25 protein-coding genes and 2 tRNA genes are annotated in these 22,704 nt (G+C 62.7%); 3 read left to right on the top strand and 24 right to left on the bottom strand.

The features are described 5' to 3' along the window. Positions 1–12: 12 nt before the first annotated feature. Both C6Y32_RS05510 and C6Y32_RS05505 read right to left on the bottom strand, forming a co-directional pair. The gene (locus C6Y32_RS05510; protein WP_105204338.1) at positions 13–1,206 is read right to left on the bottom strand and encodes a DUF58 domain-containing protein; all 1,194 of its coding nucleotides are present in this window, start codon (positions 1,204–1,206) and stop codon (positions 13–15) included. Further along, positions 1,176–2,189 carry an AAA family ATPase gene (locus C6Y32_RS05505; protein ID WP_105204337.1) on the bottom strand — a complete coding sequence of 338 codons (1,014 nt, stop codon included), beginning with the start codon at positions 2,187–2,189 and terminating at the stop codon, positions 1,176–1,178. Before C6Y32_RS05505 ends, C6Y32_RS05510 begins: the two co-directional genes overlap by 31 nt. A gap of 984 nt (positions 2,190–3,173) precedes the next feature. Between C6Y32_RS05505 and C6Y32_RS05500 the strand changes: the two genes are divergently transcribed. Beyond that, complete coding sequence (locus C6Y32_RS05500) at positions 3,174–3,386, top strand: hypothetical protein (protein WP_129589394.1); 213 nt, start codon at positions 3,174–3,176, stop codon at positions 3,384–3,386. Positions 3,387–3,926: 540 nt separating this feature from the next. Here C6Y32_RS05500 and C6Y32_RS05495 read toward each other — a convergent pair. From C6Y32_RS05495 to C6Y32_RS05440, 14 genes are all read right to left on the bottom strand, one after another. Continuing rightward, positions 3,927–4,154 (bottom strand): helix-turn-helix domain-containing protein, encoded by a 228-nt coding sequence (locus tag C6Y32_RS05495; RefSeq protein WP_105204335.1) that lies wholly within the window; start codon positions 4,152–4,154, stop codon positions 3,927–3,929. 204 nt (positions 4,155–4,358) lie between these two features. Continuing rightward, positions 4,359–4,946: a M23 family metallopeptidase gene (locus tag C6Y32_RS05490; RefSeq protein WP_105204334.1), complete on the bottom strand. Its 588-nt coding sequence runs from the start codon at positions 4,944–4,946 to the stop codon at positions 4,359–4,361. Position 4,947: 1 nt separating this feature from the next. Next, entirely contained in the window at positions 4,948–5,229 is a 282-nt protein-coding gene (locus tag C6Y32_RS05485; protein ID WP_186487759.1) for a phage holin, read from the bottom strand. Next, entirely contained in the window at positions 5,226–5,432 is a 207-nt protein-coding gene (locus C6Y32_RS05480; RefSeq protein WP_105204333.1) for a hypothetical protein, read from the bottom strand. Before C6Y32_RS05480 ends, C6Y32_RS05485 begins: the two co-directional genes overlap by 4 nt. Before the next feature lie 792 nt (positions 5,433–6,224). Beyond that, the gene (locus C6Y32_RS05470) at positions 6,225–6,665 is read right to left on the bottom strand and encodes a sigma factor-like helix-turn-helix DNA-binding protein (RefSeq protein ID WP_164998146.1); all 441 of its coding nucleotides are present in this window, start codon (positions 6,663–6,665) and stop codon (positions 6,225–6,227) included. Then, entirely contained in the window at positions 6,641–7,015 is a 375-nt protein-coding gene (locus C6Y32_RS05465; protein WP_207204810.1) for a 3D domain-containing protein, read from the bottom strand. Before C6Y32_RS05465 ends, C6Y32_RS05470 begins: the two co-directional genes overlap by 25 nt. Then, the gene (locus C6Y32_RS15290) at positions 7,005–7,160 is read right to left on the bottom strand and encodes a hypothetical protein (RefSeq protein WP_164998136.1); all 156 of its coding nucleotides are present in this window, start codon (positions 7,158–7,160) and stop codon (positions 7,005–7,007) included. The genes C6Y32_RS05465 and C6Y32_RS15290 overlap by 11 nt, the downstream gene beginning before the upstream one ends. 2,340 nt (positions 7,161–9,500) lie before the next feature. Further along, entirely contained in the window at positions 9,501–9,716 is a 216-nt protein-coding gene (locus tag C6Y32_RS15105; RefSeq protein WP_129589392.1) for a hypothetical protein, read from the bottom strand. 217 nt (positions 9,717–9,933) lie between these two features. Beyond that, positions 9,934–10,353, bottom strand: coding sequence for a hypothetical protein (locus C6Y32_RS05460; protein ID WP_105204330.1), 420 nt, complete (start codon positions 10,351–10,353; stop codon positions 9,934–9,936). Between the two features lie 4 nt (positions 10,354–10,357). After that, positions 10,358–10,951, bottom strand: a complete 594-nt coding sequence (locus C6Y32_RS05455) for a PDDEXK family nuclease (protein ID WP_105204329.1) — start codon at positions 10,949–10,951, stop codon at positions 10,358–10,360. A gap of 37 nt (positions 10,952–10,988) precedes the next feature. Continuing rightward, a complete protein-coding gene (locus C6Y32_RS05450) occupies positions 10,989–11,339 on the bottom strand; it encodes a hypothetical protein (RefSeq protein ID WP_105204328.1) in 351 nt (116 codons plus the stop codon). Continuing rightward, positions 11,332–11,490 carry a hypothetical protein gene (locus C6Y32_RS15285; RefSeq protein ID WP_164998145.1) on the bottom strand — a complete coding sequence of 53 codons (159 nt, stop codon included), beginning with the start codon at positions 11,488–11,490 and terminating at the stop codon, positions 11,332–11,334. Before C6Y32_RS15285 ends, C6Y32_RS05450 begins: the two co-directional genes overlap by 8 nt. Positions 11,491–11,515: 25 nt before the next feature. Next, positions 11,516–11,728 carry a hypothetical protein gene (locus tag C6Y32_RS05445; RefSeq protein ID WP_105204327.1) on the bottom strand — a complete coding sequence of 71 codons (213 nt, stop codon included), beginning with the start codon at positions 11,726–11,728 and terminating at the stop codon, positions 11,516–11,518. Beyond that, positions 11,721–11,957, bottom strand: a complete 237-nt coding sequence (locus tag C6Y32_RS05440; protein WP_105204326.1) for a helix-turn-helix domain-containing protein — start codon at positions 11,955–11,957, stop codon at positions 11,721–11,723. The genes C6Y32_RS05445 and C6Y32_RS05440 overlap by 8 nt, the downstream gene beginning before the upstream one ends. A gap of 218 nt (positions 11,958–12,175) precedes the next feature. Between C6Y32_RS05440 and C6Y32_RS05435 the strand changes: the two genes are divergently transcribed. After that, complete coding sequence (locus C6Y32_RS05435) at positions 12,176–12,577, top strand: helix-turn-helix domain-containing protein (protein ID WP_105204325.1); 402 nt, start codon at positions 12,176–12,178, stop codon at positions 12,575–12,577. A gap of 621 nt (positions 12,578–13,198) precedes the next feature. On the opposite strand, the gene C6Y32_RS05430 is transcribed toward C6Y32_RS05435, so the two are convergent. The 8 genes from C6Y32_RS05430 to C6Y32_RS05385 form a co-directional block, all read right to left on the bottom strand. Next, positions 13,199–13,432 (bottom strand): helix-turn-helix domain-containing protein, encoded by a 234-nt coding sequence (locus C6Y32_RS05430; RefSeq protein ID WP_105204324.1) that lies wholly within the window; start codon positions 13,430–13,432, stop codon positions 13,199–13,201. Positions 13,433–14,504: 1,072 nt separating this feature from the next. Continuing rightward, positions 14,505–15,683, bottom strand: a complete 1,179-nt coding sequence (locus tag C6Y32_RS05420; RefSeq protein ID WP_105204322.1) for a MalY/PatB family protein — start codon at positions 15,681–15,683, stop codon at positions 14,505–14,507. Positions 15,684–16,863: 1,180 nt separating this feature from the next. Beyond that, positions 16,864–16,940, bottom strand: a tRNA-Val gene (locus C6Y32_RS05410). A 9-nt stretch (positions 16,941–16,949) separates the two neighbouring features. Next, a tRNA-Ala gene (locus C6Y32_RS05405) sits at positions 16,950–17,025 on the bottom strand. 225 nt (positions 17,026–17,250) lie between these two features. Continuing rightward, positions 17,251–17,724: a putative ABC transporter permease gene (locus C6Y32_RS05400; protein ID WP_105204320.1), complete on the bottom strand. Its 474-nt coding sequence runs from the start codon at positions 17,722–17,724 to the stop codon at positions 17,251–17,253. A 162-nt stretch (positions 17,725–17,886) separates the two neighbouring features. Further along, the gene (gene mscL / locus C6Y32_RS05395) at positions 17,887–18,351 is read right to left on the bottom strand and encodes a large conductance mechanosensitive channel protein MscL (RefSeq protein ID WP_105204319.1); all 465 of its coding nucleotides are present in this window, start codon (positions 18,349–18,351) and stop codon (positions 17,887–17,889) included. Positions 18,352–18,396: 45 nt separating this feature from the next. Beyond that, on the bottom strand, positions 18,397–19,725 hold the full coding sequence (locus C6Y32_RS05390; RefSeq protein WP_105204318.1) for an amidohydrolase family protein: 1,329 nt from the start codon (positions 19,723–19,725) through the stop codon (positions 18,397–18,399). Between the two features lie 199 nt (positions 19,726–19,924). After that, positions 19,925–20,329, bottom strand: a complete 405-nt coding sequence (locus tag C6Y32_RS05385; protein WP_178089659.1) for a GtrA family protein — start codon at positions 20,327–20,329, stop codon at positions 19,925–19,927. 813 nt (positions 20,330–21,142) lie between these two features. Between C6Y32_RS05385 and C6Y32_RS05380 the strand changes: the two genes are divergently transcribed. Further along, complete coding sequence (locus C6Y32_RS05380; RefSeq protein WP_105204317.1) at positions 21,143–22,492, top strand: sodium-dependent transporter; 1,350 nt, start codon at positions 21,143–21,145, stop codon at positions 22,490–22,492. Positions 22,493–22,704 lie beyond the last annotated feature (212 nt).

Raw genomic sequence — 22,704 nt, 5'->3', positions numbered from 1 at the left:
CCTGTCCCCGGTCTATAAAATCATCTCGTTAAAGGCGGCCGCCGGGTCTTGGCTGTCGACAAAGTGGAGCGGCAGCTCGTCACGCCCGAGATCGGGTATGCTCTGGCGGCTGAAATCCCCCACCAAAAAGGCGGTCATCTTGCGCCGGTGCGGCGCGCCCAGGCGATCGATATCCCGCTGCTGCAGCCGGGAGGTGACATAGAGCACTCGGCCACAGGGGGCAAATACGGCTGCGAACTGGTCTCTGTACGCTCTCAGGGCCTGCACGTCGTCGCCGTAAGGGCTGGTGCCGAGCAGTTTTTCGACCAGCAGGTACAGGTCGGTCATGTCGGCGACCGGCTGGTGCAGCAGCGCTTTTTGGGGGCGGTCATACCAGAATACGGTGTGGGGCACCCCCTCTTTTAAAAACAGCATTGAGAGCATGCAGGCCGACTCCACCACCCCGTCGATATCCGCTTTTTGCCGGCCCCAGGGGGCGTACAGCTCCAGCAGTATATACGTCTCGCTATGGATGGGCTGGCTGGGGTCTTTGACGACCAGCTCCCCTTCTTTGGCCGACAATTTCCAGTGGATACGGCTGAGACGGTCGCCGGGCTGGTAGGGCCGCAGCCGCAGGATCTCGGACGGGTCGCTGCCCACCCGGGTGGGGGAAAACAGCTCGCTCTCGTCGGCTCGGTAGTAGTGCTGGTCGCTCAGCTGCAGACTGCTGTTTAAAAAGCGGGGCTGTACGGCAACGGTACAGCTGTCATTTTTGCAGGGTACGGCCACACAGAACAGGTGCAAAAAATCGTAGAGCAGCACCCGCTGCACCGTTATCTGGTGCGTGCCCATATGCTGGGGACGCATGTTCACCGTCACCCGCTGGGTATTTTTGCCCGGCGCCAGCAGATATACCCGATGGCCGGTGACCTGTGGGTAGAGCACATTTCGCAGCTGGTAGTCGATGCGCAGCTGGGCCACCGGTATAAAAGAGCGGTTGTGCACTGCAAAAGTGAGCTGCAGCGGGTCTTTTTTGGGCAGTGCCGGCGGCGAGACTTGCAGCTCCACCGCCACCTTTTTTGCTGTCAGCCGCAGCTGCAGGTACAAAAACAGCGGCAGCAACAGACAGCTGACAAAAATGAGAAAAGACAGGTAATCCCAGTAAACGCCGGCGAACACCAGTGCCCCCAGGCAGACTATCCCGTATAAGATGCGGCTTTTGCGCATGCTTTTTCACCTCGATCTGTCGGTTCGTCACCCAGCAGCTCTTCGCTGATCTGCGGCACCTCGACCTGCTTTAAGATATCCTGCAATACCTGGCGGGCGGTGATCCCCCCCACTTTGGCCTTAGTGCCCAACAGCAGACGGTGACAGCCCACATCGAACAGGCAGCCCTGCACGTCGTCGGGGATGACAAAGGCGCGCCCATCCAAGTAGGCACGGGCCTTGGCCATGCGGATCAGGGCCATCGAGCCGCGGGGCGAGATACCCAGAGAGACCATCTCGCAGGCGCGGGTCTTGGCGGCCAGGGCCGAGACATAGTCATACACCGCATCGTGCACTGCGGTGGCGGCCGCCTCGGCGCGCATGGTGAGGATATCCTGCTGCGTGAGCACGGGGCAGATCGTATCCAGCGGATTTTGCGTGTGGCGCTGTTTCATGATGAGCGACTCTTCTTCTAAGGCCGGATACCCCATGGACAGGCAGATCATAAAGCGGTCGAGCTGGCTCTCGGGCAGCTGTTGGGTGCCGATAGAGCCGATGGGATTCTGGGTGGCGATAACAGTGAAGGGCTGCGGCACCTGGCGAGTCTCTCCCTCGATGGTGAACCGGCCCTCCTCCATCACTTCCAGCAGCGCCGATTGGGTCTTGGCGCTGGTGCGATTGATCTCGTCGGCCAAAAACAGGTTGCAGAGGATAGCCCCGGGATTGTACTCGAACCGGCTGGTAGCTCTGTTATACATCATAAACCCGGTCACATCAGACGGGGTCACATCGGGGGTGAACTGCAGGCGCTTATACTCCAGCGACAGCGCCCGCGAAAAAGCCAGAGCCATGGTAGTTTTGCCCACGCCGGGGATATCGTCGAGCAGCACATGGCCGCCGGCGGTCATGGCCATGAGGATCTTATCGACGATCTCCTCTTTGCCCACCACCGCCTTTTTGATCTCCTGTAACACCCGCTGTCGTATCTTCTTACCTCTGGTCATGGCAGCTGCACCTTCCTCTCTGCGACTTCGCCGGGCCGCCACTGTAAAACTGTTTCCGGGGCAAACATGGGGCACAGCACCCGGCAAGGCTTCTGTCGAAAATTTACATTCTCTGCTATATAGTCTGTACTCTTACAAGAAACATCCTAACATATCTGACAGTAATACAGAACATTTTTTACTATTTTGTATACATTTGTCAATGTTCTGTAACTCTTTCACAGCACGAGCACGATCGCGATCTGCAGGCATATCGTCCAGGCGGGCAAAAAGTGGACAAGCAGCCCTATGAGCAGTGGGGCGGTTTAACGCCGCAGCGGGGCGCAGGCGACTACCAGGCAGTGCGATAAGCCGGCCGTCACCTTTGGGGGAGCGAGGTGCTGGGGCGGTGCAGAGGGATAGCCCACCGCCCCGGATGGGCACACCGCCATGACGACCAGAGCGCCCGGAGCAGCTTCCGATAATCGGGCGGACACTGCTGCCATAGCTGCTTGTGGGGGCAAAGGTGGGGTACCGTCTGCGCCGAACGGGTGACGGCTCGCTATGCTCCTCCCCCGCCGATAAGAGACCGCTGCTGTTGCCCGCTTTGGCACTGACCGGTGCGGATAGGTAGCGACATGACTGCCTCACCCGCCATATGCACCGATACCCACACACTGAAACCGAATCATCTGCCCCCACCGATCATCGGGACGGCTGAGACTCTCTATTTTCGTCTAGTTGAGACCAGCAGCGCCCGTGCTACTGGTGCTGCTGATGTGCTCTGCCGCGGCGGCAGTGCCTAATCCAGCGGCAGCGGGGCGGCATACACCGGGGCGGGACAGAGCGGCGGGGCGGTGTGTGGTGTGTGGGGGTGGGAGGGATCGTTTGACGGGCGGACGGGACCGGTTGCGCCGGGCGGGCATATCCTGTATGATAGAGATATGATCTTTAGTGGGCTGTGGGCGCCGGGGCGGCGGCAGCCTGTTACCGGGAGGCTTTTTTATGCAGTGTGGGCGGTGCGGCAGTTTAAACGTACAGGTGCAGGCGGTGGCCGAGACACGGCGGCGGGGCTGTTTTACGGTGCTGCTGTATATCATTTTACTGTTTATCCCCATCGTCGGCTGGATCGCGCTGTTTTGCCTGCTGCGGGGCCAGCGGTCGGTCACCCGCGGTTACGCCGTGTGCCAGACCTGCGGCAACCGCTGGCGGGTATGAGCTCCGGCCCCTATATCCCTCGGCGATCTGCGGCGAGCTGCCCGGCGGGGCGGCCCGCCTTTTTTTGAGCGGCGGCGGGCAGGCCCTCTTTGCGGGGCAGAGATGCGGGCGGTAAGGGGCGGCGACCGGGCTCTAAAACAGCGGCAGAAGGTGCCCCAGCCGGGCGTGTCGCGGCCCCGGGCACCGGCTCCCCCAGCCGCCGCACCGCAAAAGGCCCCGCCCAGCTATTCCCGGGCGGGGTGGCGGCTGTCAGGTACGAGCCGGGCAGATGCTGCTGCCAGGCAGACTTGGTGGACGGGCGTAGAGACAACAAAACAGGGCGGTCACTGCAGTGACCGCCCTGTTTTGTTGTACCGATAGCCAAAAATCCACGCCGCCTATACGGGGGCGACGAACCCGGCGACACGGGTCTCTAAAAAAACAGAACTTCATTTCAATCCAGTACGCCTTTTTTACCAGGCGTCAAAAAATATTGCGATATGCGCTATCGGTACTGTACCTTACACTATACACACAACGTAGCCGAGACGTCAAATAAAATCACGTCTCTATCGTCCCTACTTCTCTCTTATTCAGCCCATCCAGGCGGACCTCCGATACTTCAGCAATACGCAGTGCGATATCCAGTCCTACATTTGTCTCCCCTTTTTCAAATCTTTTATAGTGTGCAACAGATATACCACATCGCTCGGCCATTTTTTCCTGTGATAAATGATGTGCTTTCCTATACTGATATACAGCACGTGAAAAGGTCAACATGATCGGCATGACAATTCTCCATTCTAAGTAATGTTATTTTATACAATTTGTTCCTCGCATTTGATCATAGCAAATATCTTAATAAAAATCAATGTTTTATCACTTTTTTATTAAATACGCCTACAACATATACACATAACAGCAGAGGAACGTCCTCTAAATACGTTCCTCTGCTGCTTATCTACCTCATTTACTTATCGGCCCGCTCCCCCGCTACTGAATGCGGGGGATAGCGCCGTCGCGGGGGTCGACCCAGGCGATACCGTCCCCCACCGCGCAGCGCTGGTTATCAGGACCAGAGGTCTTGCAGTGGGTCAGGCGCATGGGGTCGAGGGTGGTGTCTTTCGTACCGCGCAGTCCGGCCTTTAGGATGTTCGAATCGCCGGTCAGGGTGGGGGTGTAGGCCGGGTAGGCGGTGTCGCGGTCCAGCTCGATGTGCAGGTGCCGGCCGGTGGTCAGCGCGCCGGTGCTGCCCATGATGCCGATGACGGTATCTTTGTCTACCCGCTGGCCGGGCTGCACCTGCACGCCGGCCAGGTGAAAGTAGCGCCCCACCACCGGGCAGCTGCCGCCGTCAAAGTGGTTTTGCACCTCGTCGTAGAGGATGCCCACCACGTAGCCGCACACACGGTCACAGCCGGCAAACAGCACCCGGCCGCTGCCCTGGGCGTACACGGTGGAACTGCCCACCACGTCTTGGCCGTAGTGGTCGCTGCCAAAGCGGGCGCGGTAGGCCCCGCCCCACCGGTAGCTGGCGGTAACGGTCATATCGTTTACCGGTTGGATGAGCTGCTGAGCCATATCACTGTTCCTCCTGTTTGGGGCGCTGGTAACCCAGCGCCTTTTTGCTGTCGCCCAGGCCGGCGGTGGTGGGGTCGTTTACAATGCCCCACACCGACACCACCACCGACACCAGGATCACCGGGTTTTTTACCGCCTGCACCAAAATGCCGCCCAGCGCCGCCCAGCTGGTCATATCGCCCCAGGCGAGGCCCAGATAGGCCAGGATAGGCAGCACGATAGCCGCCGCCAGTTGCGCCCAAAACACCGGATTTTTGAGCCGTACTCTCCAGTTGATCTTCACGGCAATTCCTCCCTCATCTCGTCGATGCGGCGGTGGGCGCTCTTGATGTCGCGCTCGGCCATCGCCATGCGCTCCACCACCTCGTTGTGCTTGTCCACTTTTTGCTCGAGATACTTGATACGGGTGGTGATCTGCCCGTACACCACGCCGAACGACACGGCGTAGATGAGTATCTGCACCCAAAATTGGGGGTCAAAATCCATACAGGTCCTCCTCTCTCTTAAACGCGGGGCAACCATCAGGCCGCGGTGGCCGGTGGCTGGTGGCTGGTGGCTGGCGGTGGGGACACACTGCGGGCTTGGCCGCGGCCGCGGTCTCTATTTTTAGAGCCGGTATTCCCCTCCTGCAGCCCCGGCTGTTTTGTGCCGCACCAAAACAGGCGCCTTTTGCGGCGGGACGCACAGGAGATCGGCGCTTTTGCCCTGTATCTGTTGGCCCTGCGCCTGTTTCTCGTCGGCGGCGATCGCCGACACCTGCGCCCAGTGCGAGCTGCTAAAACAGCTGCAGCAGCCCCGCCGCAGCTTCCCCCTACGCCAAAGCGTGCACAGGCCCCGGTCCGGCCGCCGCGCAGGCAAAAGATATCTCCTGCCGCTGACAAAACAGCATCTATAACATGCCCGGCGGACAAAATGGCGGCAGCGTAGCCGCAGTGGCCGCCGACGCCCCATTTGCGGTTTGGCGCGGCACTGCTTACACCCGCACTGCCGCACCGATACCATAAAAAACAGCGCTCAGCCTACAGCGGTCGGGTATCGGGCAACTCTTTTACCAGATGGTCAGCGCCCCTGGGGGATGGGCCGGGCCGGCGGTCCAGGCCCTGTTGGCGGCACAGGGGGAAAACACTGGCTGTAAAGGGACCCGGCCGTTGCTCCGCGCGCCGCCGGCGCACACGGCGGCACAGATGGCGGCCCAACAGCCCGCCCGGCAGGTGGCTGCGCCCACGTCTCATCACGCATCAGGTCCCCGCGGCGATCTGCGCCGTGTCTGCGGCCGCGCTACCGGCGCAGCTGGGCGGCGGCCTCCTTTTGCAGCCGGTCGACCTGCCGGTGGCTGTAGTCCATCACCTGGGCCGTCTGGGCTGCGGTCAGCCCCTCGATAAAGCGCAGTGTGAGCACCTGCCGGTGTCGGCTGTCGGGCAGCGCGGCGATCTGTTTTTCCAGCGCCGCGGCCAGCTGCAGCAGCCGCCGCTGGCGCTGGCGCAGCACCGCCAACAGCCCGGCGATCTGCTGCTGGTAGCGGCGGCTCTCGCTGTGCTGCATATCCAGCCCCACTATGCGCACGGTGCCCGCCCGGTAGGGAAACTGCCGCTGCGAGCTCTGCACCCGGTCGGCGGTGTACACCGCCTGGTCTCTGAGCGTCTCGATGCGCCGCTGCAGCTGCCCGATCTCCCGCCGCAGATGGGGCAGCTGGCTCAATTGGTCGGCCGCTGTAAACATGTATCTCCCTCCCATATCCACACCTGCCGGTGCTGTACGCCCCAGGTCAGGGCCTCCTCGTGTGTGCACACCGCCAGGTCCAGCCGGCGGCCGTCTATGGCGCTGCCGGTATCGGCCGCCTGCCGCCAGCCCAGCCCCTCGATATACAGCCAACTGCCCAGCGGGATCACCGCGGGGTCCACCGCTACCGTGTGCCCGGCCTGTACCGGCTCGCCGGAATAGGTGTAAGCGCTGCCGCCGCAGATGTGGGGGTAGCGCTCGGTGCAGTAGGCGTACACGGTAAAGCTGCCGGCCGGGGGCAGTGCCGCCGCGGCCGCCGCCAGCACCAGCGCCGCCAATTCAGCGAGCAAGGTGGGCCCCCGGCGGCTCTTTTTGCCGATAGGCGCGCAGCTCCTCCAGCGCGCGAATGGTCTCCAGAGCCACCCGGCGCTCGGTGGCGTTTCCCGCCGCCGCCCGGGTGCGGTGTATCTGTAGCAGCTCCTGTAAACGCAACATATGCTCCCCCTCTGTTTCTCGGCCGGGTCGCGGTGGTGCCTGCCCGCCCGGCCCCGGTATACATCTCTCACCTTACAAGTCTTATCCCTTTACAGCTGTTTTCGGGCGCTGTGCATCGGCGGCGCCGGTATCTGTTCGGCACTTCTCTGTACCGCTCTATGCCGTGCGGTGGCGGCGCAGCCAGTCGGCCAGCCGGCCGACCTCTGCCTGGTCCTGACGGAGAGCGCCTGCGGCCCGTGTCTGTATCCCGCAGGTTTCGGCGCCTGGACGCCGCCGGTGCGCAGCTCCATCCCGCTGCGTCGGTCCGCTGTTCACTGCTCACTGCTTATCGCTCATGGCGCGCACAATAACCGCCGCTAGATCGGGCCATGTAGCTTGGCTGCCTGTCCATACGTCTGCCACTGTACACTGTGCGGCCGGTATCACACCGCACCGCTGCCGCCCGCCCCCCAAGCTGGCGCAGGGCGGTCCGCTCTTACAGACACCGCTCGTCAGGTACCGCCACCCAGCCACATGCCCCGCATCGCCGTTCACAGCCAGTCGGAGCACTGGGCTGCATTGGGTCGCACCAAACAGCACTGAGCCACACCGGGCCGCACCGAGCCACACTGCACCCCGCCTGCCCCCGCTGCTCGCACCGCGCTGTTCTCTCTCCTCTGTCCTCTACCCGCTACCTCCTGCCCCGGCTACACGCGGTGGTGACCTGTTGCCTGCATGTATCGCCGCTCCACCACCGCGCCCGGGCCGCCGAGGTCCCGCCAAGACCCGCCAGAGACGGCACACGCCGTGTCCACCCGATACAGCCCCACCAGGTGCCCGCAAAGCCCACAAGGTGCCGCGCCGCCGCCCAGCCGCATGCCTCGCATCGCCGTTCACAGCCAGTCGGGGCGCCGGGCCGCATTGGGTCGCACCAAACAGCACCAGACATCACCGGGCCGCGCTGCACCCCGCCTGCCCCCGCTGCTCGCACCGCGCTGTTCTCTCTCCTCTGTCCTCTACCCGCTACCTCCTGCCCCGGCTACACGCGGTGGCGACCTGTTGCCTGCATGTATCGCCGCTCCACCACCGCGCCCGGGCCGCCGAGGTCCCGCCAAGACCCGCCAGAGACAGCACACGCCGTGTCCACCCGGTACAGCCCCACCAGGTGCCGCGCCGCCGCTCAGCCACATGCCCCGCATCGCCGCTCATGGCCAGTCGGGCCGCCGGGCCGCATTGGGTCGCACCAGACAGCACCAGACAGCACCGAGCCGCGCTGCACCCCGCCTGCCCCCGCTGCTCGCACCGCGCTGTTCTCTCTCCTCTGTCCTCTAGCCGCTACCTACTGCCCCGGCTACACGCGGTGGCGACCTGTTGCCTGCATGTGTCGCCGCTCCACCACCGCACCCGGGCCGCCCAAAGGCCAGCCAAGCCCCGCCAGAGACAGCACACGCCGTGTCCACCCGGTACAGCCCCACCAGGTGCCCGCAAAGCCCCACCAGCTGCCGCACCGCCGCCCAGCCACATGCCCCGCATCGCCGTTCACAGCCAGTCGGGGCGCCGGGCCGCATTGGGTCGCACCAAACAGCACCAGACAGCACCGAGCCACATCGGGCCGCACCAGCTTTGCGTCCGCTTTTGACCGAAGGTCCCACCCCGAGCAGCCCCGTTCAGTCCTGCCCGACTGCCCGCTGTCCGTGCTGACCCGGTCACCCCCGCCGCGACCGTCCACCACAACCCAATCACTACCCAACCATAGCCCAACTACTGCCCAACCACAGCCCAACTACCGCCTGCTGTGTGCCCGGCCGGCCAGGTCGACTGCCGCGGCCTGCATATCTCCAAAATGGCCCTATGCGGCCCCCGCACGGTAGACCCCACCTTCCAGCGCCACCGCTTTGGGTGTACAGGCCGGTCGCCCAATAGCGCCGCGCCGCATCGCGACACCCCGCAGATAGCCCTGTTGCCGGCTCACCCACACCGCAGACCTCCCCCGTTATCCACTCCCGCCGCACTGCACCGGGCAGCCGCTGTAAAGCCAAGCACCTTTCCTCTAAATCTTTCCACCGCTATCGCCCCAGCCGTCGGGCTGCTCTGCGTTCATTGCGCTGCCCGCGCCGCAACAGCACAACAGTCCAACAGCACCGCAGGCCCAGCGGCTGCAGCTCGGCCCGCTCAACAGGTGCAGCCACCACAGCCCCACAACAGCCCCACCACAACACGGCCATACCACCGCCGCAGAGCTCCGCTCATCTGCGCGGCACAAGTCCCAAGCGCTGCGCCGCCGGGGCAACGCACCGGCCAAATACCGCGTCCGTTACCCGCTGTTTTGCTGCCCCGCTCTTCCACGCCCCGGCCGCCGGGTCAGCTGCCGGCAGCCCCGACCTGCTCCTGCGGGGCGGCGGGCAGCGGATAGCGGTTCTCCCAGTCATCCAGCACTGCGGCGTCAAAGCTGCCGCTGGCGGGCAGCCGCACGCTCTTAAAGCGCTGCTCGTCCAAGTATCGCACCGGGTGGGGCACATACAGGCCGTCCTCCTTGGTCCACTGTTTGCTGTGGCTCTGGCGGCGCACCGCTGCCAAAATGCGGGCGGTCAGCGCCGCATCCGGCGCCAGTCTGGCCCATGCCCGCCGCGCTCCCGCCTCATCGTGCTGTTTGGGGTAGATCTGCCAAAACTGCGCAAACCCCGCCTCCTCTGCCGCACAGCTGCACGCATCCGCTCCGCTCTCCCCCTCGGCATTGGATAGAGATCCGGATTCGGATATGGATTTAGATTTAGATTTAGATTCGGATTCGGATTTAGATCCGGATTGGATTGGGCCCGCAGCCGACCGCCGTCGGCTGACAGCCGCTGTCAGTGGTCCGCAGCTCGCCGGGGGCCGACGGCGCCGCGCCGGGGGCGGGGTACTTGCTCTTTTGGTTGCGGATGCGCTGGTGCCGCTCCCAGGTCACCAGCTGCAGGTACGGTCGGCCACTGCAGGCGTACATGAGCACCAGGCCCACCGCCGCCAGCCGCTCGAGCGCCTCGCACACGCTGTGTTCGGTCACGCTGCTTTTTAGCGGGAACAGCCGGCTCTTGATGATGGCCGGCCGCCCGTCCATGCGCCCGTAGTCGTCGCAGTTGACCATCAGGCGGTAAAACACCACTTCCTCGAACCAGTTCAGCTCGTCGACGGTGTCGCTGGTACAGATGCTCTCTTTAATGATGCGGTTCGGCATCTTTTCACCCCACTTCGGCAAAGGCGCGCAGCAGACGGTCGATAATGTCGGTGCGGCCCCGGTATTTTTGATATTTACTGGTGATCGACCCCATGCTCAGCATGCGGTGCATGGCGTTTTGGGCCGGCAGCACATACACTGCCCGGCAGCCCTCCTCGGCCTCGGTCACCAGCAGATAGATGTCGCAGGTGGGGTATATCTTGCGCAGCTCAAAGGAATACCTCCCCGTCTGTCGGCGGCCGCCCAGGTGGGCAAACTTCACGTCTGCCTTTACCGCCCGGTCGATGAGCAGGTCGTAGGGGTGGCGGGCGCTCATTCGCTCCACCGTGTAGCCCCGCGCCTGCAGCCACAGCGCGGCGTACTCCTCCCCCTGCCGGCCGATCTCGGTGGCGCTCTGTTTCAGCGGCAGCCCCAGCCGCCGGGCCCAGCTGTACATCCCGCCCGCCGCCACCAGCCGCGCCGAAAACCCGCCGCTGCCGGTATGCGCGTTGAGCTCTCTGCAGCTGGGCATCCGCTCCAGCTGCATCTCCGCCACACATTCCCGCAACCGCTGTTCCAGCTGGGCGTCGCTCCAGGGCGTTCTTTTGCACTCTGCCATAGGTCTTATCCTCCTGTTTTGTGGGTCTCTCACTTTTTTACTCGAAACGCTGCGGCGGCTGTGCCCGGCCGTTTTGGTACATCCAGCGGGCAAAGTCGTCCAGGTCCCCCTCTATAAAAGCCGCCTGGGCGGCTGTGCCGCGGCAGTCCTCTCCCCGCGCCGCCGCAAACGAGCGGTACTGCGCCCCGCAGTGGTGCAGGTAGTCGTCCCGGTCGCACCGGCCGGCGGCGCGGTACACCGCCCAGTCGCCGCACACGCCGCAGTAGGCGGTGCCGCCCTGCAGCTGGCTGGCCGGCTCGCCGCACACCGCGCACCGGGGCGGGCAGTAGCGCGCGCCAGACCCGGGGCAGCGCGGGTGGCAGGGGCTGCGGCGGCAGAGGTCACACATCGCCGTCTTCCTGCACCAGCTGGATCTCTCGGGCTGCGTCCTGGATGGTATCCACCAGCACGCAGCAGGGCCGGTCGGCCAGCACCCGGTCGGCCAGCAGGTCGCTCATCAGTAAAATGCGCTCTAACAGCACCGCTGTGCGCTCCTCCACTTCGCCTTACCTCCTCCTCAAAAATTCACATCATGGGCCGGTCTCTCTTTGCCGGCCGCCGTTTTTGCCGCCCCAGCAGGCGGCAGTACCAGCGGTGTTCCACCGCCACCACCAGCCCCGCCAGGCTAACAAGGCCCAAAAACAGCGCCTGGGCCGGCGGCAGCGTTTGGCTGGCACACAGCCGTATCGCCGCCACCAGTCCCGCCAGCGCCAAGGCGCCCACTACCCGATCAAGCATGTCTCTCTCCCCTCTCTGCCCCCTCTGCCGCGCCGAGACCGCCGCGCCCGGCCAGCAGCGCATCCAGCGCCCGCTCGATGGTCTGCTGCGCGCCGCGGGGCGCCCGGCGGCCGTTTAGGATCTTCCCCAAATACTCCTGGCTGTAGCCCAGCGCCCGGGCCAGCTCCTTTCTGCGCACGCCAGCCAGATGCATGCGCCGCACCACGTCCCCCGTCCACTGTGCCGGCATCGCTCTTCCCTCTCTGTTCAGTATATTGAACTAACGCTTTGGGTGTGTTATACTGTATTTGTGTGTCAGCGCCGGAGCTCGTCCGCGCCGGTGTTGTCAGAAGTTCATTTTGATGAACTCTGTATCTCTATGATAGTTCATTTTATAGAACTATTCAAGTGGTTTTCGTTTTATATTTAGAACTTCTCTGTTTTGCCAGTTTTACGAGGTGTGCTGCCATGTTTTATGACCGATACGTACAGTTGTGCCAGCAGGCGGGGGTAAAGCCGTCGGCGGTGGGGGTGCAGGCCGGGGTGCCCAAGTCGGCGGTCTCCAACTGGAAGAAAAAGTGGGAGGAAGGTCTGGAGGTGCTCCCCTCGGCCGAGACGCTGTCCAAACTGTCGGACTACTTTGGCGTCACCACCGACTACCTGCTGGGCAAGACCGGGCCCGATGTCGCCGCCGCGCCCGCCGACGGCGACGTCACCCTGGACGACTTCACCTACGCCTTTTTGCACGAGAGCCGCCAGCTCACCGCCCACGACAAAGAGGTGCTCTTAAACATGGCCCGCTTTATGCGCCAAAAGCTCCAGCAGGAGCAGGAACTCCAACAAGAACAGGAGCGCGAGCCGGACCGGTAGCGCCGCGCCCGCCGCATACCGCAAAAAAAGCCCCCGGCTGTTTCACAGTGAAACAGCCGGGGGCTTTTTTATTGGGTGGTCGCCGCCTTCGCACGCCGTGCTCATTATGGCGGTGGGGGCATGGGGGAAACATGGGGGACGATTTTACACCGCAGTAGCTCATCCCTGCTGTCGCACGTCCTATTTGGTAAAAACAGCTCTCGTATATCTGTCACCGCGCTCACCACCAATCGCTATTTTCTCTGTTCAGGGCAGATTTTCTGCCGCCGATCAAATGCTGTACTATCAGTAAAAATGCGCTCATCCGTTTCGGACACATCAAGGGTGGCAGCTAAACTGCGACAGGCAGCCGCAGCATGCATGCTGCATATATTCCGCTCTTTTTAAAGTATGGGCAGCCGGCCCCCTTGATCTGCCGGGCAAAAGGACCTGCCAGTAAGTTATATCTCTGTATGCCAAACAGGCCACCTCACCCCGCTCCACGCAGTGCCGGGTAGTGGGTAGCCCCCTGCAGCTCTACTGTGCCGGCGGCAGGGCTTTCTCGCCCCGCCGCTCTGCGCTCTACGCATCGCCGCTGGCGCCGCCGGTACCGGCCGGCAGCCCTACGACCGCGACAGCCGGCTATCGCGTCTCTTCACTCTTGTCATCTTTTAATTTTTTGAGCGCGTTTAGATCGATATCCAGCACTCTGGCCATGCGCACGGCGATGGTCAAGCTGGGCGTCGATACGCCCCGCTCCACTTTTTTGTAGTGTTCCACCGAAACAGCACACTCAAAAGCTGCTCTTTCCTGAGTCCAGTGTCGGGCCTCTCGATGCTCGCGCATCTGGCGGATAAACGCTTCTAAAATTTCCATAAAATCCCTCCTATGTAGAGATTTTATGTCTTATATGTCCGCCATCAAGGTCCTATCGTATTCTTTTTGATACGAAGTTAGCAAACGCTATTTCATTCGGCTGTTTTTTCTATGATCCTCTTTCTATCTCAAATTTGCGCGCACATATATACCAGAATTATTAAGTAAACATACACATTATGTTACATCTAAAAAACACTGCTCCTCCCGCTGCCCGCAAGATCTTCTCCCTCAGATCCCTGGCGACCACCGCGCTCTGCCTGCTCAGCGCCAAACCGCCGCCGGGCAGAACGCCCAAAAAAAGAACGCCTCTCCGCCAAGTCCACTATATCCCACCTTTTCACCATGCGCCTGCCGTGGCGCCGCTGTCCGCGCGCCCCTACAGCTGGTCGCCCCGCTCCCGCGCTCCGTCTTCTGTTACGAGATGCTCCCGCCGCCGGGCCTTGGGCAACTCCGGTGCGCTCCCCATCTTCACCCCGGGTCTCAAACAGCGTCGAAAGCTACAACAAGACTGCGCAGCCACAGCCGGCCACCTCTCCCCAACACAGTGCTCTACCGCCCGCCCCGCCGCGCTCTATATAGCTCCCGCTTATCTCGGGCACACAGTCAAACCCCGCCCCACCAACACCCAAAGCCGCAGTTTCGTCAACAGCGGCGGAGGTCGCGATCACAGCGGCAGCCCCAACGGCCGCTTCCCCCGTATACCGCCGGCTGCCTCTTATAGGCGCCTGTAGTCCCGCCTTTCCGCGCTCAATGCGCCCCGCTTTTCCGCAGATCGCCCCCGCCGCGCCCCCCTCAGCCGGCGGCAGGTCTCACACCGCTCCCACTCCGCGGCGGCATCTTCTCCACTACACGCCTGGTTCATGCCCAACCCATGCCCAACCCATGCCCAACCCATGCTCAACCCATGCCGCCGCTGGTCATCTACCGGCATAAGGCCGCCGTCCCGCAGCCGTTCTCTCCGCTCTCCTACCACCTCCATCTGCTCCACAGCCCGGCCGGCGGTAAAAAAAGAGCCGGGCGGCCGGTCTCCCCGGCTGCCCGGCTCTCGCCGCACAGAGGTAACTCTTCTCTATTTTCCCTCCAGCACCTGGGCCATCCGCTCCAGGCACTGCCGAACGATCGAACGCGGGCAAGCCACATTGATGCGCTCAAATCCGATGCCTTCCTCGCCGAACATGTAGCCCTCATCCAGGGCCACTTTGGCGCGGCGGAGCATCATCTCCTCCAGCTCCTCTTTGTCCGCACAGTAGGCCCGCAGGTCCAGCCACACCAGGTAGGTTCCCTCACAGTCCACCATCGTGGCCCGGGGCAGGTGTTCGGCCACAAATTCTCTGCACATGGCAATGTTGCCGTCGATATAGGCGTTCACCTGGTCCAGCCAGTCCTCGCTCTCGTTGTAGGCGGCGATCATGGCGGTGATGCCAAACGGGTTGGCAAAGCCCACCGAGTTCTGGTCGCCGATGACGTGCAGCCACTTTTTCTGATACTCGGGGTTCTCGATCACGATGTTCGACAGCTGCATACCGGCCAGGTTAAAGGTCTTGCTGGGGGCGGTGCAGACGACGATGCGGTCTCTGTACTCGGGGCAAGCCTTGAGCAGCGGGGTGTGTTCGATCCCTTTTCGCACCAGATCGAAATGGATCTCGTCCGAGATGATCCACTTGTCGTACTTCTTGGCGATCTCCACCACTTTTTTGAGCTCGTCGAGCGACCACACCCGGCCCACCGGGTTGTGCGGGCTGCAGAGGATCATCCCCTTCACGCCGGGGTCGGCCAGCTTTTTATCCAGGTCGGCATAGTCCATGGTGTAGCGGCCGTTTTCGTACCGCAGGGGGTTGTTGACCACTTTGCGGCCGTTGCCTACGATGCTGTTGGTGAACGGGTAGTAGACCGGCCGCTGGATGACAATGCCGTCCCCCACCTGTGACAGCGCCTGGATCAGGTAGCAGATGGCCGGCACCACCCCGGGCGAGAAAAACACGTCGTCAGCCTTTACCTCCCAGCCGTGGCGGCGCCGAAACCAGCCGGTGACCGCCTCTTTATAGGCGGGGGTGTTGTACACGGGGTAGCCGAAGATCTTGCGGGCGATGCGCGCGTGCAGCGCCTCGATGATGGGGGCGGCACAGGCAAAATCCATGTCCGCCACCCACAGGGGCAGCGCAGAGGGGTCGTCTCCGGGCATAAACTCCCACTTCGAGCAAAAAGTCCCTTTGCGGTCGATGATCTCGTCCAGGTCATACTGTCTCATAACACACGTCTCCTTTTTCGCCGCCCGCCGTCCCCGGTCGGAGCCCGGCGCCGCGGCCTGTAAGATGTCTCCTGTATGTATTCGCTTCTTCTATCTTATCGCCCCGCACAGCAGTTTGTCAATCGGGTGCGCAGCACAGAGGGCCGCTGCCGCTCCGCCGCGCCAAACTGCGCCCCCAGTCCCGCCCCGGCGGCAAACCCGCCGGCGCTGTCGGCGGCTCTCTGCCCACTGTGCCCCCGCCGCCTTTGCCGACTGCCGGGCGCCAGGGTCGGGCCATACATAAAACGGCGCCCCCGCCCACCAAAAGCCTGCTCGAGCAGTACCTGAAAAAGCCAGTTGACAGCGTCTGCACGTGCACACAGCCCGCCCTGTACCGAACATGTCCCCCACCCGCAGTTCCCTGTAATAAGCCCCCAAACAGAGTCCAAAACCACGCCGGTCCTTCCCGCGCTATCAAAAAAGCGCTGCCCACCGCCCCGGTGCGCCGCAGCGCCGCGCCTCCCGAAAGATGTATTTCCCGCCGAGAGCCCGCCCATAACGTTCACCGCTATCCGCAGCAGTTTACACCACCGCCCATCGGCCGCGGCAGGCAGTTCCAGCACCCCCACGCCGCCCATGTCAGACCTCACTTTAACAGACAAAAAGACCGCTGGCAGAGCCAACAGTCCTTTCGGCCCACACCACCCGCTCGAACGGTGACCGCGATCACGGCTAAAAAACAGCCGCTCGTTTGTAAACACTGCAGCTATGTCGCCGCCCGGTATCGACATGTCGAGAACTCATGCGGCAGGTCTCCACCACAAATACGATATAATAAAAAGCAGGTGCGAAGGCAGCGGCAGTCCTCCGTGCGCTCATATTGCACACCCATACGCATGCTCTGCACCTCTATAATAGCTGTCGATAGGCCAGCTGCCAGCTCTCTTGTCCCTCTGGACCTCAGACACAGCAGCCACAGACCATCGATACCGGCAGCGGCTTGCGCACCAACACCTAGCTGGCCGCAGCGAAAACCTCCGCCCAAACAGACCCTGGAGCGCGGCGTGAACAGATGACCCGCTCACGGCGCGCAAAGATCGGCGGCCGCCCACGACCAGATCTCACCCAAAGAAAATAGCAGGCTATGAAGTGGATCACAACAAAAAAACACTGCACAGACGGTTTGTCTGTGCAGTGTTTTTGGTGGAGACGGAGGGACTCGAACCCACGACCTTTCGGATGTGAACCGAACACTCTAACCAGCTGAGCTACGCCTCCAGGAAAATGTGGTGGAGCTTAGGGGAGTCGAACCCCTGACCTCTGCGATGCGAACGCAGCGCTCTACCAACTGAGCTAAAACCCCAAGTGTCAAAAAAATAAGCTGCCGGGCGCTAGCCCCTCGCTATCGACAAGTGTTATTATAGCATATCTCCCAGAAAATGCAAGCCCCATTTTTATAAAAAGTTGCGGTCCGTCCGCCGGCCGTTCACACCGCGTGTTTCCGCCCGCTCCTGCCGCCCCGCCAAACCCGGTCCGGCGCTCTTATGTACGCGGGGCCGCGCCCCATCTGCCGGTCACCCACCCGCTGTTACGAATGGCTCTGCCCCTCCAGCCGCGACGCCGCCTGCCGTCCGCCGCGGGCGCCGGCAAAAACCTGCTGCAGCTTGCGGCTCATGCCGCACAGGGGCATACACAGCAAAAACCACAGGCAGGAATACAGCAAACTGATCTGCCCCAAAAAATTGAGCGGCAGGTCCGAGTAGTCCCACACGTGCCAATCCATCCACAGGTTCACCACACAGCCCACTGCCAGCTCGGCGGCGGTGATAATGCCGTCCCCGGCCAGGCACTTCTTCCAAAGCGGCAGCTGGGGATGGCGGCAGTTCAGCTCATAGATGGCCACCATGCACCCGCCGCCGGTCAGGGCCATGCTCCAGTGGGTAAAGCCCCGCCACAAGATCTCCAGCGCGCTGTAGCCCACGCAGCCGATCAAAAAGACCTTTACGTCGTCTCTCGTCTTCTTTTTTACTCTTGGCTCGATCTCTCTCACGTCATCACCCATTTGCAGTTATTTACCTCTAGTATCTGCAAATAGGCGCCGTTTAAAACCGGTACGTTTCCCCAGCCGCACCGCTTTTTGTCACATAAAGTCGCAAAAAAAGAGAGGTGCCGCCGCACCTCTCCTCTATCCTGCCGTCTCTTGCCGGCCGGCCCCGCAAAACGGCTATACCGCCGGGTCGGCCTGCTGGTCGGGCTCTGTCTCGGGTCCCGGCTCAGGCCCGGCCAGCTGCGAGGTGCAGTGGGGGCAGCGGGTGGCCCGGTCGTCCAGCTCGCCAAAGCAAAACGGGCAGCGCCGCTTTTCCTTCGGGGGCGGCGCCGACTCTTTCTTTTTGCCCAGTCCGGCCAGCCGGTTCATGCCTTTTACCAGCAAAAAGATCAAAAAGGCCATGATGACGAAGTTGATCACCGCGGTGACAAAGGCGCCGTAGCGGATGTCCACCCCCAGCACCGCCACCTTCAGGTCGCTGAAATCGGTCTTGGCAAACAGGCCGATGAGCGGCGAGATGATGTCGTCGGTCAGCGACTTGACGATGCCCTGAAAGGCGGCGCCGATGATCACGCCAACGGCCAGGTCCACCACGTTGCCCCGCAGGGCAAATTCCTTAAATTCTTTCATCAGCTTTTTCATCGTGGGTCCTCCTCTGCAAACGGGTAACGGATGCCGGGCCGGCCGCTATTTTCCGGCCCTATAGTCGCGGTAGATGGCGGTGGCCGCCCGCTGGCCCTCAGCCAGCACCTGGGCCTCGTCCACCGTCTTGAGCTGCCGGTCCTCCACCAGCACCTTGCCGGCCACCAGCACCGTGTGCACGTCGTGGCGGTTGGCATTGTAGACGATGGTGGCCACCGGGTCGTCGAACACCGGGGTCAGGTTGGGGCTCTGCATATCCAAAAGCAGGATATCCGCCTGCTTGCCAACCTCCAGCGAGCCGATGCGGTCGCCCAGCCCCAGCGACTTGGCCGGCACGATGGTCGACAGCCGCAGTGCGGTGTGGGCGCTGGGATCATCCAGCTTGCAGCCGGCCATGCGGGCGGCCATCACCGCGATGCGCATGCTGGTCCAGGGGTCCATGGTCACCCAGTCGGTGCCGTAGGCCAGCCGCACCCCGCTCCCATAGATCTTCTCCATGGGGGGAAAGCTGCCGCGCTTGCCGTACATCTCGGCGCAGTGAGCCATGGTGGCCCCGCCCTCTTTTAGCAGCTGGATGTCGCGGTCGGTGATGTAGGTGCAGTGGGCGGCCACCAGGTCCTCCCCCATCAGCCCGGTCTCGCACAGGTACTCCACCGGGGTCAGACCGTAGGTCTCCTTTAAAAAGTTCACCTCCTGCACCTTCTGGGCCACGTGGATGTGAAAGCCCACCTGGTAGTGGTGGCCCAGCTCCACGATCTTACGGGCCAGCTCTATCGATACGGTGTCGGTGGCGTGGGGGCCAAAGCGGCAGAAGATGCGCCCGTCTTTGCCGTGGTACTCCTCGATGAGGCGGCAGTTCTCCTCCACCCGGGCCGCCCCCTCTTTGGGGATGCGGGTGTAGTCGTGATACTGGATGGTCGACAGGTCAGTCTCGATGATCTTATGGGCCAGCACACCGCGCATGCCGATCTCGTCGATGGCGCGGGCGGTGTCGCGCATGTAGTGGTAGATGTCGTTTATGCAGGTCACCCCGCCCTTTAAGCACTCGGCGGCGCCCAGCATGCTCAGGGTGTAGGTGCTCTCGGGGGTCAGCAGCCGCTCCATGGGCAGCGCCAGACCGTAAAAGGCCCCCTCCGGGTCCTCGGTCATGCCCTTAAAAAGCGAGCCGCACACATGGGTGTGCACGTCCACGATGCCCGGCAGCACCGCTTTGCCGGTGGCGTCTATCACCCGGTCGGCAGTCACCGCATCGCCGGGGTCCCCCTCCCCCAGGCCGGTGATCCGGTCGCCGTCGATGCGCACCCAGCCCTTTAAAAATACCCGATCCTCGGGGTCCTCGGTGATGACGATGCCGTTTTTTATCAGTGTAGTCATGGTATGCCCCTCCTGTGTCGTGCCCGGCGATACTTTTTGCGGGCGGTCCTTCTCTGCTGCCGGCGGGCAGCGCAGCGCCTGTGCTCCGTCCGGCTCGCCGCCCCGCGGCAGCGCCCGAGCAGCGCCCCACCGGGCCAGCCCGTATGTGCCCCCGCCCCGCCGGGAACTCTAAGTCTCTTTTAAAAAGGTGCGGCAGCGCTCACATCTCCACCGCTTTGCGCTTGGCGATGTAGTTCCACACCATAACGATGGCGGTGGCGGCGATCTTTGACAGCTGGTACATGATGTGGCCGATATCCACCAGCAGCCACATGATGAGCTGGTTGAGCCCCAGCCCCACGATGCTGGAGCCAACGAACACGATGACCGCCTTGGCCGACTGCTTTTTGTCGGTCTTAAACACCCACAGCACGCACAGCAGGTAGTTTACCACCACCGACACCGTAAAGCTGATGCCGGAAGACAGCAGGTAGTGCACCCCGGCCAGCTCGGTCAGTGCGATCATGATGCCGTAATCCACCACAAAGCTCAGGCCGCCGGTCACGCCAAAGCGAAACAGCTCCCACAGCCGGTCAGATCGCAAGAGCTTTCTTATCTTTTCCATCATCTAAAATTCCTTTCCCGGCAGCAGTGTCACTTTTTGCCTTGTGCCGCCTGTCCATGGAGTAGATTATACCTTTTTTGCCCCGTTCTGACAAGCAGCACCGCCCCAACTCCAGCCCCAACCACAACCACAGCCCCCACTGCCGCAAAGCCCGGCAGCTGCCCGGGGCCCGTCCGTGTCCCCCATATGCGCCCCGCGCTGGATAGCCCCGGTCACGCCCCCCGGCCGGCGCGCCCCTCCATAATTTCCCGGGAAATCTGCGCCGCCCGCCGCCGGCGGCACCGCTATTTGACAAATTCTCCCCCATCTTGCTATAATAGGGGCTATCTCGCCGGCCCGGGCGGGCTGCTGCACCGGGCCGGCGGCAAATACCGCTGGCAAAACGCCGACGGGGAGAGCGCCCCCTTTTTTCCGCCCCTACAGAGAGCCGTGAGCAGGTGAGAGCACGGCGTCCGGCGGAGTGGGCCGCCGTCGCCCCTGAGTGGAGATGTGAACCGGGCCTCTGCCCCCACTAGCACCTCCCGGCAGGCACCGTTATCCGCCGGGGATGCACCGCATCCCGCCGAGTTGGGCGCGCCGCCGCGCGCCAAGTTGGGTGGTACCGCAGGCTACTTGGGCCTGTCCCTTCGCACACCGCGTGGGGGCAGGCCCATTTTTTGTGTATCTCTGGCGCGCCCCAGCCGGCACTGCCCCGCACATTCCGCCAGCATCAAAAAAACAGTATCAGCAGCAGCGACCAGCACCGGCCGCCAACGCCCCCTATGGGCAGCCGGGGCCGGTCGCACCGCCAACAAAAGAGGAGTGTTATCGATCATGGACAACAAGAAAAAACCAAGCCGGGGCCACTTCACCGGCTCACTGGGCTTCATCATGGCCGCCGCCGGGTCGGCCATCGGTCTGGGCAATCTCTGGAAGTTCCCCTACGTGGCGGGCATCTCCGGCGGCGGCCTGTTCATCGTGTTCTACCTGGTGTTCGCCCTGATCCTGGGCATCCCCATCATGCTGTCCGAGATGGCCGTCGGCCGCAACACACAGCTCAATGCCATCGGCGCCTTTCGCAGCATCAACAAAAAGTGGTCCTTCGTCGGCGTGATCGAGATCAGCTGCGCCTTCATCATTCTCTCCTACTACAGCGTGGTGGGCGGCTGGGTCATGAAGTACATCGGCAGCTATCTCCCCGGCGCCAGCGTCAGTGCCCCCGCCGCTTTCGACACCTTTGTCGCTTCGCCGGTGCAGCCGGTGGTGTGGCACCTGCTGTTTATGGCCGTGGCGGTGCTGGTGGTCATCGGCGGGGGGCAAAAAAGCATCGAGACCCGCAGCAAAAGGCTGCTGCCGCTGCTGTTCGTGCTGCTCATCGGGGGGGTGGGGCGCGCGGTCACGCTCCCCGGCGCCTTCGCAGGCCTGCGCTTTCTCTTTGTGCCCGACACCTCGCTGCTGTCCGACCCCAAGGCGCTCATAAACGCCGTGGTGCTGGCCATGGGCCAGGTGTTCTTCAGTCTCAGCCTGGGGCTGGGCATCGCCATCACCTACGGCAGCTATTTAAAAAAGGATACCAACATCACCAAGGATACCTGCACCGTGGTGGGGCTGGATACGCTCATGGCGCTGCTCTCGGGCATGGCCATCATGCCGGCGGTGTTCAGCTTTGGCATGGAGCCCACCGGCGGCCCGGGCCTCATCTTTAAAACGCTGCCGGCAGTGTTCGACTCTATGCCCCTGGGGCGCATATTCGGGCTGGCCTTTTTCTTCCTGGTGTTCATCGCCGCGCTCACCAGCGCTATCGCCCTGCTGGAGGTGGTGGCCTCGTTCTTCATCGACACCTTCCACTGGAAGCGCCGCACCGCCACGCTGGTGATGGGCGGTATCATGGCGGCCATCGGGGTCTTTGCCAGCCTGTCTATGGGCCCGCTCGCCGACTTTACCATCGGCGGCATGAACCTGTTCGACGCGATGGGCTTTTTGACCGACAAGATCCTCATGCCGCTGGCGGCTCTGGCCACCTGTATCTTTGTGGGCCACATCTGGGGCGTCGGCAACGTCACCAGCGAGGTAGAGCGCTGCGGCAAACGCTTTGCCATCCGGCGGGCGTACAGCTTTCTCATTCGCTGGGTGGCGCCGATACTCATCGGCATCATCTTCGTCATGGGCCTTATCAGCAACTGATCGAACCTGTTTTGCACACACCAAAAGGCGCCCGGCACCACCTGCCGGGCGCCTTTTTTGTCTCCCCGCCGCCCCTGCTTTTACCTCCCTGCAACTCTACTCCGCCGCCTGCTGCGCCAAGGCGCACCGCTGCCCCGCCCGCAGTTTATCCCCCCACTCTCCAGACTGCGTCGGTCACCCCTCACACCGCGCCGCCAAGCAGCAACACCGCC

This window comes from Neobittarella massiliensis (ex Bilen et al. 2018), assembly GCF_900289145.1.
GTDB lineage: Bacteria > Bacillota > Clostridia > Oscillospirales > Ruminococcaceae > Neobittarella > Neobittarella massiliensis.
This window is presented reverse-complemented; position numbering and strand designations above follow the sequence as displayed.